The sequence below is a fragment of the Agarivorans litoreus genome (genome assembly GCF_019649015.1).
GTDB lineage: Bacteria > Pseudomonadota > Gammaproteobacteria > Enterobacterales > Celerinatantimonadaceae > Agarivorans > Agarivorans litoreus.
Genome location: NZ_BLPI01000001.1, coordinates 2,741,163 through 2,756,744, shown reverse-complemented (window position 1 = coordinate 2,756,744; position 15,582 = coordinate 2,741,163). Strand labels below are relative to the sequence as shown.

Here is a 15,582-nt window from a genome sequence, read left to right as displayed (position 1 = left end):
CCCTATTGATCAGCTTTCGAGAGCGAAAGCTGAGTAGTTCTTTCGTTCCAGCAGCCTTCGCCGTCTGAAACAACTTCTTGAATATCTAAACCTAGATCACTAACTTTAGTAATCACACCGTGATGCAATCCTAAATAGTAACCTTCTTTAACTCGATATAGCTCACCACCTGGCGCTTCAACAAGTGCCCAAAGACTGGGTCCGTCACCTAATATGCCTCGCATGGTCAAACTAGACAGCGAAAACTGTTCTAAAGCTTGTTTAGTTCGTTCAGCGTTTGGCGCTAAAGAGCATTCTTTCTCTGTGTTCAAAGCGGTATTAGCTGCTTCAGGAGCTGGGCTAGTAAAGGGGTTTCTCCGTTCACTCGCTTGATAAGCTAGGTGCTCAAAAGGTTTAATTTCAGGTACATCTTCTTTGATCGGAACTTTACGCGCCTTTACTTCCATTACGTATTGTTGCAAATCGTCCTTCGAACCTTCACAACCAAATAATGCAAGCAGAGTTAATCCAATAGCTAGTGCTCTCATTATTTCCCCTTAGCCGCCGGCTTTTCTTTGTAGCGGTAGGTTTTGGCTAGCATGGCCATGCTTAATGTCCCACCATCACCTTGTTTTTTCATGGTGATGTTATCCAAAATCACAATCCTTGGTAAAGCAGCAACAGCACTGACAAAGGCACCGAGTTGATGATAACTACCACTCACTTCTAATTTAATCGGAAGTTCAGTAGAAAATTCATGCTCAACTTCTGGCTCCCAGTTAATGCGACGGAATTCTAGGCCATTATCAATACCGATAAAACTAAGCTCATCTAACAAACCTGGGATTTCGTGCTTTTCAGGAAGCTGCTTTAGTAAAGAAGCAAAAGCTTTTTTCATTTCCTCAACTTGCTTTTGGTACTCAGGCAAGTTTCCTGCTAAAGCAGCTTTAACTTCAAATTTTTGGCGTAACTCTTGCTCTTTTGCCTCAAGCTGAACTAATTTGGTTTTTTCATCAGCGATCTGGTAATAGTAATAACCGGCGGCTATTAAGCCACAAACAACTACAACAAAGACGATTTTGGCCAGTTTTGGCCAAGTGCCAATACTTTCGAGATCTAGCTCATTAAGTTCTTGTAAGTCCATTACTTAGCCTCCTTTTTATCACTAGGAAGGCCTAGATTAACTGCGAAGTTCAGCTGGAATTTACTCAATTCCATGTCTGCTTGTTTACCAGGTAAAGCAACAATCGAACGAATGCTTGGCGTCCCTAGCCATGCACGTTGCTCAATATTACGCATCAAACTCGCTACACGATAGTTAGCTTCACTTTTACCATCTAAATTGATTGCAGAGTCTTTAAAGGCCAAACTGTCTAAGTACACTCCGGTTGGCGCAATCAAAGGCAAGTTATTAAATATCTTAGTGGGTATATTTCGACTCTCTTGCAGTGTTTGAATTAGAGCAATACGTTCTTTTAAACTTTGCTTTTGCTCTTTAATCTTACGAATTTCGCCAATTTGATGATCCAAAATAGCAATTTCTTTTTCCAAGAATTGATTTCGAGCATTTTGGCTGTCTTGTAAACCAGTGTAGTAGTTTTGCACCAATAAAAGCGCTAACACTGTTAGGCCAGCAGATGAAGCTAGAGCAAGCCAAAAATCACGTTTTTGTTTAGTTTTGACCTCTTCACGCCAGGGGAGCAGGTTAATGTTAGACATTATCAAAACTCCTTAAGGCCAACCCTAATGCAACCATATACTTCCCGCCTTCCTGACGAAGCCGCTCTCGATCAATCCCACGGTCAAATAAGCACTCATTAAATGGTTGTGCTTTAATCACTGGCATTTCTAAGTCGGTTTGCATCTGAAAAACTAGTTCATCAGATAAGGCACTACCACCACTTACTGCAATTGCGTCGAGAGATTTATAACCACTTGAGCTTAAAAACAGCGACACTTGACGGCGTACATTTTGAATAACACCACTAACAAATTGAGCAAACACATCTATTTCATAGTTTTCCGGTAAGCGGCCACTCACCTTCATCTCTTTAGCTTCTTCGATACTTAAACTATAGAAACTTGCTATTTGTTGGGTATATTGCGCACCACCAAAGTTTTGCGCTCGGTTATACACCACCTCACCTTTATCCAAAATGGCAAAGTTTAATGTGGTCTCACCAATATCGACTAACCCAATGATTTTATTTTCAGTGGGGTCGTCTTCTCGTTGACTTAACACGAAGTTCCAAGCTCGTCCCAGCGCGTGGGACTCCACATCTACAATCTTCGCCTCAAAATCGGCGTTTGCCAATACTTCGGCACGAATACTCACCGCCTCAGTACGGGCAGCACTGAGTAACACATTATTTCGATTAGGCTCACTTTCGTTAACGCCCAACACTTCAAAATCAAGACTAATTTCATCAATAGGAAATGGAATTGAGTTTTCTGCTTCAAGCTCAACTTGAGTCTCTAACTCTAATTCTGACAAACTACTGTCCATGTAGATTACTTTAGTAATTACATGACTACCTGCGACTGCGGTCGCCACCTGACGGCTGCGTGAGGATAGCTTTCGCTTTAATTCACGCAAAGATTCAGTAATCTCTTCCGGAGAAACAACTTGGTTATCAACTAACGCGCCTACCGGTGTCTCGACTTCAGCCACTGACTCAACTTTTAGACCTTTTGAAGATCTCGAAAGTAAAAGTCCTTTAATGGTGGAGGAACCAAAGTCGATACCTAGCAGAGCAGTCGATGTTTTTTTACCTATCCCTAGTACCATGACTCGCCAACTATCTTTTTTAAATTTAAACAGTTACCTGTTGTTGCAGAATAACGGGTTATTGATTTAGGTGCTAATAGTAATTAAGAAAGTTGTCGAAACAGGTCACAATTTGACGATATAATCGGCGATTCTTTAGATACAGAGTGCAAAATTCGGAATGAAATGGCTTAAAAGACTGTTATTTTTAGTGTTCTTGGGAACGAGCTTAGGCTTAGCAGCCGTCACCGCACTATATTTTTATTTTGCGCCACAATTGCCAGATGTCACAACATTGCGTGATGTCCAGTTGCAAACACCGATGCGAGTGTTTAGTGCTGATGGGGAATTAATTTCTCAGTTTGGTGAGAAAAGACGAATTCCTCTACAGATCGAAGAAGTACCTGAGCAAATGCTGCAGGCTTTTTTAGCAACAGAAGATGCCAGATTCTATTCTCATCCAGGTATTGATCCAATTGGCATTACTCGAGCAGCAGTAAACCTAATTGTTACCGGAGAAAAAAGCCAAGGCGCAAGCACCATCACCCAACAGGTAGCGCGTAATTTCTTTCTCACTCGTGAAAAAACTTACATACGTAAGATCAAAGAGATCTTCCTAGCGATAAAAATTGAACAAGAGCTATCTAAAGATGAAATTCTTGCCCTCTATCTAAACAAAATTCCTTTGGGTTATCGCTCATTTGGTGTGGGCGCCGCAGCTCAGGTTTACTATGGAAAAACCGTAGATCAACTAACCTTACCGCAAATTGCGGTCATTGCCGGTCTACCCAAAGCCCCCTCAGCGTTAAATCCAATTCGCTCGCCCGAGCGCGCTAAAGACCGCCGCCGCGTGGTTTTGGGCCGCATGTTAGAAACGGGCTATATCGATCAAGCAACGTTCGACGAAGCAAACCAAGCGCCAATCACCGCGACTTACCATGGAGCTGAAATTACTTTAGCGGCGCCATACCTAGCAGAAATGGTTCGTCAGCAAATACTTCAACAATTTGGTGAGGAAGCCTATACCTCCGGTATGGATGTTTACACCACCGTTACTGCAAAACGCCAAAACGCAGCGACACAAGCATTAAGAAGTAATCTAAAAAGCTATGACCAACGCCATGGTTTTCGTGGGGCCATTAACCAACTATGGAGCAGTGAAAAGCCTCAATTAGGCGCAGACGAAATAATTAAGCAGCTAAGTGCCTTTCCAAACTACGGCGAGCTTCGTGCAGCCGCGGTGACAAGTGTAGAAGATAAACAAGCCAGAATAATTGTAAAAGGCGGCTCTTTTGGCGTAATTGCCTGGGATGATATGAAATGGGCTCGGCGTTTTATAACTGATACTCGGCAAGGCCCTGCGCCAAAGTCTGCTCAAGAGATTCTTAATGTAGGTGATGTGATTTGGGTTGAGCCACTAGTAACTCAAGCAAATAGTAATGATGAAGTAAGCGAAGTAGCCTTAAGTAACGACGCAGAACAAAACATTAGTAACTACTCACTATCTCAATTGCCTGATGCCGGCGCAGCATTAATTGCTATATCTCCTTTAGATGGAGCGATCGAAGCACTGGTTGGTGGCTTTAGCTTTAATCAAAGTAAATTTAACCGAGTTACTCAGGCTAGTCGTCAAGTAGGTTCAAATATTAAGCCCTTTTTATACTCAGCCGCATTTGAGCAAGGCATGACCTTAGCAAGTTTAGAAAATGACGCCCCAATAAACCGTTGGGATAAGGCTATGGGTGTTGCGTGGAGGCCTAAAAACTCTCCTCCTGTATACGACGGCCCTATTCGCTTAAGAGTCGCATTAGCCCAATCTAAGAATGTCGTGTCTGTGCGATTAATGCGAGACTTAGGCGTAGATACCATTATTGATCATCTCGCTAAGTTTGGTTTCCCTAAAAACGAGTTGCCACGAAACGAATCACTATCGCTAGGTTCAGCATCGCTAACTCCGATACAAGTGGCCAGCGCCTACGGTTCATTTGCCAATGGAGGCTACCTAGTAAGCCCGTACTTTATTGATAGAATCGAAGACGGGGAAGGCAACATAATATTTCAACAGGTACCTAAGGTAGCTTGTGATAGCTGCTTTGAGATCATTGATAAAGCACCCAAACTTGAAGAACTGTTGAACCAATCAGGCGACCCGTTGAAGCAATGTGATATCTCTTTTGCCGATGAAAGCGATTTAGCACCAAGGATTATTAGTGCCGAAAATGCTTTCTTAGTCTCTCAGGCCATGAATAGTGCTGTTTGGGGTGGCGGTAGCTGGGCACATAACACCGGGTGGAACGGTACCGGCTGGCGCGCAGCCAAAGCATTAAAACGTCGAGACATTGCAGGCAAAACCGGTACTACCAATGATGCTAAGGATGCTTGGTTCTCCGGCTTTGGCCCCGACCTAGTGGTAACTTCTTGGATAGGCTTTGATGACTTTAACCGTGAACTTGGTGAAGCGTCGTATAATGCTAATTTAGACAAAAACCAAGTTACTGGGAAAGAGTTTGGCGCACGCACAGCTCTACCTGCTTGGATAGATTTTATGGAAGTAGGTTTAGCTGGTTTACCAGAGCAGGCTTGGCAAGCCCCACGAAATATCTCAACAGTGCGTATCGACCGCACCACAGGGTTACTGACGAAAGCCAGTGACCATACAACCCGTTTTGAATTTTTTGAAAAAGGCACCGAGCCAACAGAGTATGTAAAACAATCTGTTAACTCAGTGTTCGATAGCGAAGAAGAACTTTTTTAAACCAGCGCAGAATGCTGTTGAATTAGCTTAGCTAATTGATTAAAGCAGGGTCGTCGAACTGAGTTATTACGATATAACAAACTTATTCGACGACTCGGTTCTGGCGAGCTAAACCTCCTGTAGCAGATGCCACTTTGTTCCTCGGTGTCGGGAATTGCCAGTTTTGGTAACAAGGTAATCCCCATACCCGCTGCAACCATATGCCGCAAGGTTTCTAAGCTAGTAGCTTTAAAACTGGTATCTTCTTTTGCCCCAGCGGCAAAGCAATAGCCCATCGCTTGATCGCGCAGACAATGTCCATCTTCAAGCATAAGCACTTGCTCACCACTGAGCTCTGAAAGCTCCACTTCAGCTTGCTGTTGCCATTTATGGTTAGAAGGCATGGCCAACATTAATGGTTCATCAAACAAATCAATTGCACCAAAACGCTCCATTTCCGGAAGGTAGGCAAGTAGCAAACAGTCTAACTCCCCTTCTTCTAAACGCCGCAACAATACATGGGTTTGCTCTTCGTAAAGAAACAACTCCATCTCGCTAAATTCAGTGCGAATATGCGGTACTATCTTAGGTAACAAATAAGGTGCTACGGTGGGTATAAGGCCAACATGTAAGGGACCAGCCATGGGAGCTTGAAAGCTCTTGGCCATATCTTTGAGGCCTTTCACTTCCAGTAGAATAACCCGTGCTTTAGCTGCTAGTTCATCACCCGCATGAGTGAAAATAACTTTTCTAGATGTTCGCTCGATCAACAACAAGCCTAGCTCTTCTTCTAGCTTTTGAATTTGCCCACTTAAAGTTGGTTGGCTAACAAAACACTTCTCAGCAGCTTTACGAAAATGCTTAAGCTCTTGTAAGGCGACTAAATACTCTAAATCTCTTAAATTCATAACCACTCCCAAGATGAGCTCGTATCTTAACTGGAAGCAATAACAAGTGCTATCAACATCCAAAAACAAGTGATAAGTCGCTGCTTTTAAAAAACTTTGCAATTTGCTTCTCAATAAAGCGAACAGTAATGCCACTTGCTGCTTATATATGATATATAAGTAAATTATCAGGAAACCCGCGTACAAGGTTGTTGCGGTCAAGGAGGAATAGATAATGGTGTGGTTAAAACACTGCTTACTGATATTGATAAGTACTATGTTATTCGCATGTGGTGGCGACGGAAGTGTCGACCTAAGTGGTGGTGGGAATGACAGTGGAGGAGATGATGGAAGTGATGGGGGCTCAAGCTCTACTGCTTCGCTAGGGATCGCTCTTTATAGCTGTCCCGATGACATTGACACAGCATTAATTCCAAGTGGTTGTACTCAAACCAATACCGTGCCAAGCGACACAGACACTTACGTTGTTGTCACTCTCTCAAATTCCAGTTCTATAGCCAACGAGTTGGTCGGACTTAGTACTAGTAGTGCAGAGCTTAACGCAGAAACTATTCTTATTGGTGCTAATGGTGTGGGCCATACAACTATGAGTGCACGTACCGACGCAACAAACGCCGACTCTGTGACTGCTAGCTACAGCTACGACGATGAGAATGGTGATTCAGTCACCGTCACGGCGTCAGAGAATTACCAAGTGCAGATCAACTCTGGTACGGGCGGCGGCTCTAATGAGCTTTTGCTTAGCTTGTATGACTGTAACGACGTAGCTCGTGATCAAATTCCGGCTGGATGTAGTCCAACCAATAGTCTTTCAATTGAATCACCCATCACTGCTGTCGCTAGCTTAAGCTACACAGGCGGAACCCCGGCGAGTAATGAACTTGTTTCCTTGTCTACGACAAATGCAGATTTAAGTGCCGAGACCGTTTTAACTGACCAAAACGGCTTAGCTATTGCAACCTTATTTGCACAATTGGAAACCACCGGCGCAGACAGTATTGTAGCGAGTAATGACCAGCTTAGCGTTAGCGCTAGCGCTAACTATCAAGTCGGTCAAGCAAACTTAACGATGGAGCTAAGCTCCAGCCTTGCTAGCGGTGAAACATTAGGCTCTGACGCAACAGCTAGCTTTAGCGCAACAATTACCGATAGCGAAGGTGAGTTATACACAACACCAGTAGCAATTGGTTTTGCGTCTAGTTGCAGCAGCCTAGGGCTGGCAAACATCACAGATAGCGTGACCACCGTAAATGGTGTAGCAACGGCCATCTATCAGGCTGACGGTTGTAGCGGGAATGATACGATTACCGTAACTCCTAGCATTAGCGTGATAGACCCTCAAAATTACACTATTGATATTGCCACCACCAAAGCCAGTGGCATTACTTTTTCATCAGCCTCCCCACAAACAATCTTTTTGAAGGAGTCAGTCGGAGAAACCATCGCGGAGCTTAAATACGTGGTGACCGACGCAACTGGCAGCCCAAAATCGGGGCAAGAAGTTACTTTTGCTCTCGATTCAGATTTGCATGGGGTAACAATCAGTCCTTTAAGCGCTCAATCTAATGCCTCTGGAGAAGTTTTAACCCGTGTAACTAGTGGCAACATGTCTGGCTCAGTGGTTGTAAGCGCGAGTTTTACTGACCCCGATACTGGAGATATTATTTCAGCTACGTCAAATGCGCTTGCAATTCGAACAGGGCTAGCGTCACAGCAAAGTATGTCGTTATCAGCTTCCACGTTAGCCTTAGAGGCTTGGGGCGTTGATGGCGTAAATAGTACGATTACTCTGCGTGTCAGTGATGAAAATAATAATCCGGTACCAGATGGCACAGCAATTTTGTTTGAAAGTGACGGAGGCCAAGTTTCAGGCAATTGCATAACTAGCGGTCAGGACACAAACAGTAGTTGTTCAGTGAGCTGGGATAGTCAGAACCCGCGCCCCAAAGGTCACTTATACAACTTACCAGCTGGCAGCTGTAATGCGCCAGGATACATACCTGGTGACACTGTCAACACCCAAGGTAACAATCTCTATGGTGTAGGTCGAGCATCAGTCTTAGCCACTACAGTGGGTCAAGAGTACTATTCAGACGTTAACGGTAACCGCATATTCGATACTGGTGAGACTTTCACTGCACTCGGCGAAGCCTATGTGGATAGTAACGAAAATAATACTTATGACACAAGTGGCATCATAAATCATGACAGTGTCGACGTTGAAGAGCGATTCCGCGATTACAATCAGAATAATGAGTTCGACAACGCTACAGGTAGTAGTGATCCTTCAACCCCAGCGAACTCAGTGGTTGAGTTATTTAATGGCTTATCTTGTACAGTAGAAGCTGACGCTAGCGGAGCTTGCACCCGAGACTTAGTTGAAGTCCGAGATTCGGTTGTTCTTATCATGGCCACCTCTAGTGCTAACATTCTTATTTCGGATGCGACCAACAGTGTGCCTGTTAGCAGTGTAGATTTAACCGCTGTCTCTTCTCAAGGTCTAGTAATTACGGTTCAAGACCTCAATGGTAATCAGATGCCTGCTGGTACCACAGTATCTATCAGTACCAATAATGGAGAGCTATCTGGAGAAACCTCGTTTACTGTATCTGATGGGGTACGCCTGTGTGATTTAATTGGACTTAGCGTAATACAAGAAAGCAGCCCAAATAGTCGCACCGTTGGGACAATGACTGTCACTGTAACTAGCCCAGGAGAAGTCGTCACCTCCCGCTCTATAAGCATTATTGATGCGGGCTAAAACCTGCAATTAAAAGTCGAAAAATAACAAAGCTAAGTTTAGGCCGAACATGAGAATGTTCGGCCTTTCTTTTGCCTTTTGGCTAATTCGAAACTCACGTGTTCACGCGGCCTCTGACATAAGCTATCTAGGTGCTATTTGTAACAACCTTAAGTGACAGAGAGCCATGTGCGTCTCTTTCAATCAGGCGATTTAGGTTTGCTGAGCGAGCATTTGAAATTTTCTGAAGAGTACATATCTAATAGCAAAGTGATTAACGTCACTATTAGATCAGGAAGTTAGCTCGACTGTTATAATTGATATCCTTTATAAGCAAACTTAACTGACTACTTTTCTCATCACTATTCACAGCATTATTTAACTGCGGGCTGTTTTATTAGTTCCACCGAAGTTAGTCAATATCCCTCTGACTTTCACTAAAAACAAAAAAGGCCGCCTAAGCGACCTTTTTCTTGCTGTGCTAGTCTTCTTATTCGAAGATTTTAGCTACAACACCCGCACCTACTGTACGGCCACCTTCACGGATTGCGAAGCGTAAACCTTCGTCCATCGCGATTGGGCAAATTAGCTCTACAACAAATTTCAAGTTGTCGCCTGGCATTACCATTTCTACGCCTTCTGGTAACTCTACTGCACCAGTTACGTCAGTTGTACGGAAGTAGAACTGTGGACGGTAGCCTTTGAAGAATGGCGTGTGACGGCCACCTTCGTCTTTGCTTAGTACGTATACTTCTGCTTCAAACTTGGTGTGTGGAGTAATTGAACCAGGAGCTGCCAATACTTGACCACGCTGTACGTCATCACGCTTAGTACCACGTAACAAGATACCACAGTTCTCACCTGCACGACCTTCGTCTAGAAGCTTGCGGAACATTTCAACACCTGTACAGGTTGTTTTTGTAGTTTCTTTGATACCAACAATTTCAATCTCTTCTGAAACTTTGATGATACCGCGCTCTACACGACCTGTTACTACCGTACCACGACCTGAAATTGAGAATACATCTTCAATTGGTAGTAGGAATGGCTTGTCGATGTCACGCTCTGGCTCTGGAATGTAAGAATCTAGTGCTTCTGCAAGCTCAATGATTTTTGCTTCCCATTGCTCTTCGCCTTCTAGGGCTTTAAGCGCTGAACCTTGGATTACTGGAATGTCATCACCTGGGAATTCGTATTCTGATAGAAGTTCACGTACTTCCATTTCTACTAATTCTAGAAGCTCTTCGTCGTCTACCATGTCACATTTGTTCATGAATACGATGATGTAAGGTACACCAACCTGACGAGAAAGTAGGATGTGCTCACGGGTTTGTGGCATTGGGCCATCTGTAGACGCTACTACTAGGATAGCGCCGTCCATTTGTGCTGCACCAGTGATCATGTTTTTAACGTAATCGGCGTGTCCAGGACAGTCTACGTGTGCGTAGTGACGAGTTGGTGTGTCGTACTCTACGTGTGAAGTAGAAATGGTGATACCGCGCTCGCGCTCTTCTGGAGCGTTATCGATTGCTGCGAAATCTTTAGCTTCACCACCGTATACTTTTGCAAGTACGTTGGTAATAGCAGCTGTTAGAGTTGTTTTACCGTGGTCAACGTGGCCAATTGTACCAACGTTTACGTGCGGTTTTGAACGTTCAAATTTTTCTTTAGACACGATATGTACCTTCTTTTCCATTCCAATCTGCCTCACCCGAGACAGATTAATCATAGTTGAATTAGTTTACTTTGCTTCAACAATAGCATCAGCAACATTTTTCGGCGCTTCGTTGTACTCTAGGAACTCCATAGAGTAAGAGGCTCGCCCCTGAGTTGCCGAACGTAGATCTGTAGCATAGCCGAACATTGCAGACAGCGGCACCTTAGACTTAACAATCTTTAAGCCCGCAGCCCCATCGTCCATGCCTTCAATTATGCCACGACGACGATTCAAGTCACCCACTACATCACCCATCCAATCTTCAGGGGTTGTAACTTCTACTTTCATCATCGGCTCGAGCAGTACTGGATCAGCGTCCAATGCACCTTTCTTAAAGCCCATTGCACCGGCAATTTTAAACGCCATTTCGTTAGAGTCAACATCGTGGAATGATCCATCGAATAAGGTGACCTTAACATCAAGTAGCGGATAGCCAGCCAATACACCCTGATCCATCTGCTCTTTACAGCCTTTATCAACAGCTGGGATGTATTCTTTTGGAACAACACCACCAACGATTTCATTGACAAATTCGTAACCAGCACCTGGCTCTAGAGGTTCCATACGCAACCAAACATGACCGTATTGACCACGACCACCCGATTGACGTACAAACTTTCCTTCAACCTCAACCTTCTTACGGATTGCTTCGCGATAAGCGACTTGAGGTTTACCAACATTACAGTCCACGCTAAATTCGCGCTTCATGCGATCTACGATGATATCTAAGTGTAACTCACCCATACCAGAGATAAGGGTTTGTCCAGATTCTTCGTTAGTTTCTACGCGGAACGATGGATCCTCAGCAGCCAACTTACCTAAAGCTACACCCATTTTTTCTTGGTCAGCTTTGGTACGAGGCTCTACGGCAATCTGAATTACCGGCTCAGGAAATTCCATACGTTCAAGAATCACTTTACGGTTCATATCGCATAAAGTGTCACCCGTGGTTACGTCTTTAAGACCAATCGCGGCGGCAATATCACCAGCGCGAACTTCTTTGATCTCTTTTCGGTCATTTGAATGCATTTGCACCATACGACCTAGACGTTCACGTTTCTGTTTAACCGAGTTATACACCGCAGTGCCGGTTTCAACCGTCCCCGAATAAACACGCATAAAGGTTAGTGTACCCACAAATGGGTCGGTGGCAATTTTAAACGCAAGTGCCGCAAACGGCGCGTCGTCATCTGCCGGACAAGCAACTTCATTGTCCTTCTCGTCTGTACCTTTAATTGCTACAACGTGGTTTGGAGCAGGCAAGTATTCTACAACCGCATCAAGCACTGCTTGAACACCTTTGTTTTTAAATGCACTACCACAAGTCGCTAACACGATCTCATTGTTTAGGGTGCGCTTACGCAAACCAAACTTAATCTCGGCTTCAGTCAACTCGCCTTCTTCAAGATATTTATCCATTAACTCATCAGTAGCTTCTGCAGCAGCATCTACGAGTTCTTCGTGTAAAGCCTCTGCACGCTCTACCAAATGAGCAGGAATATCTTCGTAATTGAAGGTGGTACCTTGGTCTGCTTCGTTCCAGTTAATGGCCTTCATTTTAATCAGGTCAATAACACCAACAAATTCGTCCTCAGCGCCTATGTTCAACTGAATAGGTACACAGTTGGCACCTAAGCGATCACGGATTTGATCAATTACTCGTTCAAAGTCTGCACCAGCTCTATCCATTTTGTTCACGAATACCATTCGAGGAACAGAATATTTGTCAGCTTGGCGCCACACTGTCTCTGATTGAGGTTCAACACCAGATGAACCACAAAATACAACAACTGCACCATCTAATACACGCAATGAACGTTCAACTTCAATAGTGAAGTCAACGTGCCCAGGGGTATCGATGATATTAATACGGTGTTCGTCGTACTGGGCGTTCATACCACGCCAAAAGGTGGTAGTAGCCGCAGAGGTGATGGTAATACCGCGTTCTTGTTCTTGCTCCATCCAGTCCATAGTGGCTGCGCCATCATGCACCTCACCGATTTTGTGAGATAGACCAGTGTAGAAAAGGACACGTTCTGTAGTTGTTGTTTTGCCAGCGTCAACATGAGCAACAATACCAATGTTACGGTAGCGCTCAATTGGAGTTGTACGAGCCATTGTTATCCTCTTGCTAAGGAGTAATCCTTAGTCTCACATAGAAAGTAGCGCAGCTGCTAAGCAGCTGCGCAACCAATTACCAGCGGTAATGTGCAAACGCTTTGTTTGCGTCGGCCATACGGTGAACGTCTTCACGTTTCTTAACCGCAGAACCTTTGTTTTCGGCTGCGTCTAGGATTTCACCCGCTAGACGTAAAGCCATAGATTTTTCACCACGTTTACGTGCTGCATCTACCATCCAACGCATACCTAGAGTGTTACGACGTACTGGACGTACTTCAACAGGTACTTGGTAAGTAGAACCACCTACACGGCGAGATTTAACCTCTACCGATGGGCGCACGTTTTCAAGAGCAACTTCAAAAATTTCTTGGTGAGACTTGCCTGATTTATCAGCAGCAGCGTCTAATGCACCATATACAATTTTTTCTGAAATTGATTTTTTACCATCAACCATTACTACGTTGATGAACTTAGCCAGTAGTTCTGATCCGAACTTAGGATCTGGCAAGATTTTGCGTTGACCGATCACTCGACGTCTTGGCATTTTAATATCTCCGGTTTGCTTCAGGTTTCCCCAAAACGAATTTTAAAAAAACTTCGCTATAACTTAATGTTTGGCCTTACTTAACGGAGAGCCGTTATGACTTAGGACGTTTAGCGCCGTACTTTGAACGTCCTTGACGACGATCACTTACGCCAGCACAGTCTAATGCGCCGCGTACGGTGTGATAACGCACACCTGGTAAATCTTTAACACGACCACCGCGAATCAAAATTACGCTGTGCTCTTGTAGGTTGTGACCTTCACCACCAATGTATGAAGTTACTTCGAATCCGTTAGTTAAACGAACACGAGCTACTTTACGTAGTGCTGAGTTTGGTTTCTTTGGTGTGGTGGTATATACGCGAGTACATACACCACGACGTTGTGGACACGCAGCTAGTGCTGGTACGTTGCTTTTAGCAACCTTACTGGCACGTGGCTTGCGAACCAACTGGTTAATCGTTGCCATTCGAAATAGCTCCTGAAATTACATTTAAACATGTGAAAAAATCTACCCCAATTTTGGGGAGGCGAAATTTTATGCGCTTGCAGCTAAAGAGTCAAGGCTTGCGATGGTCACAAGCTTGATATTTTTGATGGTTGAGAGCTGTGTTACCAAGTCAGAGAGGGCGTGTATTGCTCGGTTAATGTTACCAAATCTTGGTAATCGATCAGTACGCTATCACAGACTTCAATACCCCGAGCACTCACATCGGCACTTAACACCGAGACTCTAGCGCTTTGCGCAAGAACCTTTAAACGCGTGTCATCTCGCAACCATGCGTAAACGGCATCTTCGATGAGTACTAGATGCCCACCGCTTTCAAGCTGATCAAGGCAGCGTTCATAGGGTTCACTTGCATAAGGATGTCGCATAATATGTAGCATGCTAAAACCTCAATATTGCATGAGCATGACAGCATTCTGAATAGAACTGTTTTGCTTGTTTAACTCTAACACTAATAGCCAGTTGTTCTAAAGAAAGGCCGCGTTCTTGTAATGATTGTTGATCAACGTAGATCTCTTCAACGTCATACAAATCTAACAAACCATAGGTAGGAAGCACATCTCGCTGCTTAATCTTAGTGGGATTTTGCCCTTTCAATAACTGATAAACCCCATCACCCTCAAAATACGCCACAATATCTTCCGATACAGCGGAGGCAGCAAGTGCGGCATCGAGCGCTTCTCGAGCTAAAGAATTGCCGTGTGGTGCGCGACTAAATACAAACACTAATGATTTGCTCACAGGTGCACCACTCTATCGCTACTTAACATAGCGGTAGCCATTTCGGCTAAACCAGACATATTAAACTCATTATGCATATTCGCCGACAATTGGTTTGCTGCAGCTGCTTCCTCACCAATAATTCCTCTGCGATATGCAGCAGCACTGCATACAAGAAGCGAACACGCGGATGCTTTTTTAATATCGAGCCAATGCTGATGGATATTTACTTCATCACTTGCTGGTAGAGATGTCGATAGGCCATTACTCACTCCATCCAGATAAAAAAACACCGTTTTTATCTGATGGCCGGCTTCAACTAACGCCTTGGCAAAGTTTAACGCCGAAGCACTCCCCTGCTTACCATACAAGGGGCTAGTAACAACCAAAGTATAGGTCAGGCTCATAAACTACTTAATATGCGCAATAGCTTCTACTTCAACCAACACATCTTTAGGTAAACGCGCCACTTCTACACAAGAGCGAGCAGGTGCACTTTCTGGGAAGTAACTCGCGTAAACATCATTAAAGGCAACAAAATTAGCCATATCACTTAGAAAGCAGGTAGTTTTAAACACTGTTGAAGCATCTGCGCCAGCAGCAGCTAATACCGCCATTAGATTCTCCATTACTTGTTTTGTTTGCTCGCTTATTCCGCCTTCCACAATTTCCATCGACTCTGGGTTTAGCGGGATTTGGCCTGAAGTGAATACTAACTCATCAATTTTAGTTGCCTGAGAATATGGGCCGATCGCAGCTGGAGCCGCCTCTGTAGATACAATTTGTTTGCTCATAAAATGCTCTGGATTTTGTTGTTTTAAAAATGGAGTCTGTGACGAACGAC

General features: G+C 44.2%; 15 protein-coding genes. 2 read left to right on the top strand and 13 right to left on the bottom strand.

Going from position 1 to position 15,582, the window contains the following annotated elements:
* Nucleotides 1-2: 2 nt before the first annotated feature.
* From K5L93_RS12765 to pilM, 4 genes are read right to left on the bottom strand one after another with little or no spacing between them, the layout of a single operon-like run.
* A complete protein-coding gene (locus K5L93_RS12765) occupies nt 3-527 on the bottom strand; it encodes a pilus assembly protein PilP (RefSeq protein ID WP_220720183.1) in 525 nt (174 codons plus the stop codon).
* Nucleotides 527-1,123: a type IV pilus inner membrane component PilO gene (locus tag K5L93_RS12760; RefSeq protein WP_220720182.1), complete on the bottom strand. Its 597-nt coding sequence runs from the start codon at nt 1,121-1,123 to the stop codon at nt 527-529. Before K5L93_RS12760 ends, K5L93_RS12765 begins: the two co-directional genes overlap by 1 nt.
* On the bottom strand, nt 1,123-1,698 hold the full coding sequence (locus tag K5L93_RS12755) for a PilN domain-containing protein (RefSeq protein WP_220720181.1): 576 nt from the start codon (nt 1,696-1,698) through the stop codon (nt 1,123-1,125). Before K5L93_RS12755 ends, K5L93_RS12760 begins: the two co-directional genes overlap by 1 nt.
* Nucleotides 1,691-2,767: a type IV pilus assembly protein PilM gene (pilM, locus tag K5L93_RS12750; RefSeq protein ID WP_220720180.1), complete on the bottom strand. Its 1,077-nt coding sequence runs from the start codon at nt 2,765-2,767 to the stop codon at nt 1,691-1,693. Before pilM ends, K5L93_RS12755 begins: the two co-directional genes overlap by 8 nt.
* Nucleotides 2,768-2,927: 160 nt before the next feature.
* Between pilM and K5L93_RS12745 the strand changes: the two genes are divergently transcribed.
* Entirely contained in the window at nt 2,928-5,501 is a 2,574-nt protein-coding gene (locus K5L93_RS12745) for a penicillin-binding protein 1A (RefSeq protein WP_220720179.1), read from the top strand.
* Here the strand turns inward: K5L93_RS12745 and oxyR are convergent.
* On the bottom strand, nt 5,498-6,388 hold the full coding sequence (gene oxyR / locus K5L93_RS12740) for a DNA-binding transcriptional regulator OxyR (protein WP_220720178.1): 891 nt from the start codon (nt 6,386-6,388) through the stop codon (nt 5,498-5,500). The two genes, K5L93_RS12745 and oxyR, sit on opposite strands and share 4 nt — an antisense overlap.
* A gap of 214 nt (nt 6,389-6,602) precedes the next feature.
* On the opposite strand from oxyR, the gene K5L93_RS12735 reads away from it, so the two are divergent.
* Nucleotides 6,603-9,149 (top strand): Ig-like domain-containing protein, encoded by a 2,547-nt coding sequence (locus K5L93_RS12735; RefSeq protein WP_220720177.1) that lies wholly within the window; start codon nt 6,603-6,605, stop codon nt 9,147-9,149.
* A 469-nt stretch (nt 9,150-9,618) separates the two neighbouring features.
* On the opposite strand, the gene tuf is transcribed toward K5L93_RS12735, so the two are convergent.
* From tuf to K5L93_RS12695, 8 genes are all read right to left on the bottom strand, one after another.
* A complete protein-coding gene (gene tuf, locus K5L93_RS12730; RefSeq protein WP_220720165.1) occupies nt 9,619-10,803 on the bottom strand; it encodes an elongation factor Tu in 1,185 nt (394 codons plus the stop codon).
* A 66-nt stretch (nt 10,804-10,869) separates the two neighbouring features.
* Nucleotides 10,870-12,963 (bottom strand): elongation factor G, encoded by a 2,094-nt coding sequence (gene fusA / locus K5L93_RS12725; RefSeq protein ID WP_220720176.1) that lies wholly within the window; start codon nt 12,961-12,963, stop codon nt 10,870-10,872.
* A 76-nt stretch (nt 12,964-13,039) separates the two neighbouring features.
* Nucleotides 13,040-13,510 carry a 30S ribosomal protein S7 gene (gene rpsG, locus K5L93_RS12720; protein WP_016404064.1) on the bottom strand — a complete coding sequence of 157 codons (471 nt, stop codon included), beginning with the start codon at nt 13,508-13,510 and terminating at the stop codon, nt 13,040-13,042.
* A 94-nt stretch (nt 13,511-13,604) separates the two neighbouring features.
* Entirely contained in the window at nt 13,605-13,979 is a 375-nt protein-coding gene (rpsL, locus tag K5L93_RS12715) for a 30S ribosomal protein S12 (protein WP_016404065.1), read from the bottom strand.
* A gap of 143 nt (nt 13,980-14,122) precedes the next feature.
* A complete protein-coding gene (gene tusB / locus K5L93_RS12710; protein ID WP_220720175.1) occupies nt 14,123-14,398 on the bottom strand; it encodes a sulfurtransferase complex subunit TusB in 276 nt (91 codons plus the stop codon).
* Between the two features lies 1 nt (nt 14,399).
* Nucleotides 14,400-14,759 carry a sulfurtransferase complex subunit TusC gene (gene tusC / locus K5L93_RS12705; RefSeq protein WP_220720174.1) on the bottom strand — a complete coding sequence of 120 codons (360 nt, stop codon included), beginning with the start codon at nt 14,757-14,759 and terminating at the stop codon, nt 14,400-14,402.
* Complete coding sequence (gene tusD / locus K5L93_RS12700; protein ID WP_220720173.1) at nt 14,756-15,145, bottom strand: sulfurtransferase complex subunit TusD; 390 nt, start codon at nt 15,143-15,145, stop codon at nt 14,756-14,758. Before tusD ends, tusC begins: the two co-directional genes overlap by 4 nt.
* A gap of 3 nt (nt 15,146-15,148) precedes the next feature.
* Entirely contained in the window at nt 15,149-15,532 is a 384-nt protein-coding gene (locus K5L93_RS12695) for a RidA family protein (protein WP_220720172.1), read from the bottom strand.
* Nucleotides 15,533-15,582 lie beyond the last annotated feature (50 nt).

Bases quoted from the DNA above. Each gene is read 5' to 3' on its own strand.
- tusD (WP_220720173.1), bottom strand. From the start codon at position 15,145: ATGAGCCTGACCTATACTTTGGTTGTTACTAGCCCCTTGTATGGTAAG.
- K5L93_RS12765 (WP_220720183.1), bottom strand. From the start codon at position 527: ATGAGAGCACTAGCTATTGGATTAACTCTGCTTGCATTATTTGGTTGT.
- K5L93_RS12755 (WP_220720181.1), bottom strand. From the start codon at position 1,698: ATGTCTAACATTAACCTGCTCCCCTGGCGTGAAGAGGTCAAAACTAAA.
- oxyR (WP_220720178.1), bottom strand. From the start codon at position 6,388: ATGAATTTAAGAGATTTAGAGTATTTAGTCGCCTTACAAGAGCTTAAG.
- K5L93_RS12695 (WP_220720172.1), bottom strand. From the start codon at position 15,532: ATGAGCAAACAAATTGTATCTACAGAGGCGGCTCCAGCTGCGATCGGC.
- fusA (WP_220720176.1), bottom strand. From the start codon at position 12,963: ATGGCTCGTACAACTCCAATTGAGCGCTACCGTAACATTGGTATTGTT.
- pilM (WP_220720180.1), bottom strand. From the start codon at position 2,767: ATGGTACTAGGGATAGGTAAAAAAACATCGACTGCTCTGCTAGGTATC.
- tusB (WP_220720175.1), bottom strand. From the start codon at position 14,398: ATGCTACATATTATGCGACATCCTTATGCAAGTGAACCCTATGAACGC.
- K5L93_RS12735 (WP_220720177.1), top strand. From the start codon at position 6,603: ATGGTGTGGTTAAAACACTGCTTACTGATATTGATAAGTACTATGTTA.
- rpsL (WP_016404065.1), bottom strand. From the start codon at position 13,979: ATGGCAACGATTAACCAGTTGGTTCGCAAGCCACGTGCCAGTAAGGTT.
- rpsG (WP_016404064.1), bottom strand. From the start codon at position 13,510: ATGCCAAGACGTCGAGTGATCGGTCAACGCAAAATCTTGCCAGATCCT.
- K5L93_RS12760 (WP_220720182.1), bottom strand. From the start codon at position 1,123: ATGGACTTACAAGAACTTAATGAGCTAGATCTCGAAAGTATTGGCACT.
- K5L93_RS12745 (WP_220720179.1), top strand. From the start codon at position 2,928: ATGAAATGGCTTAAAAGACTGTTATTTTTAGTGTTCTTGGGAACGAGC.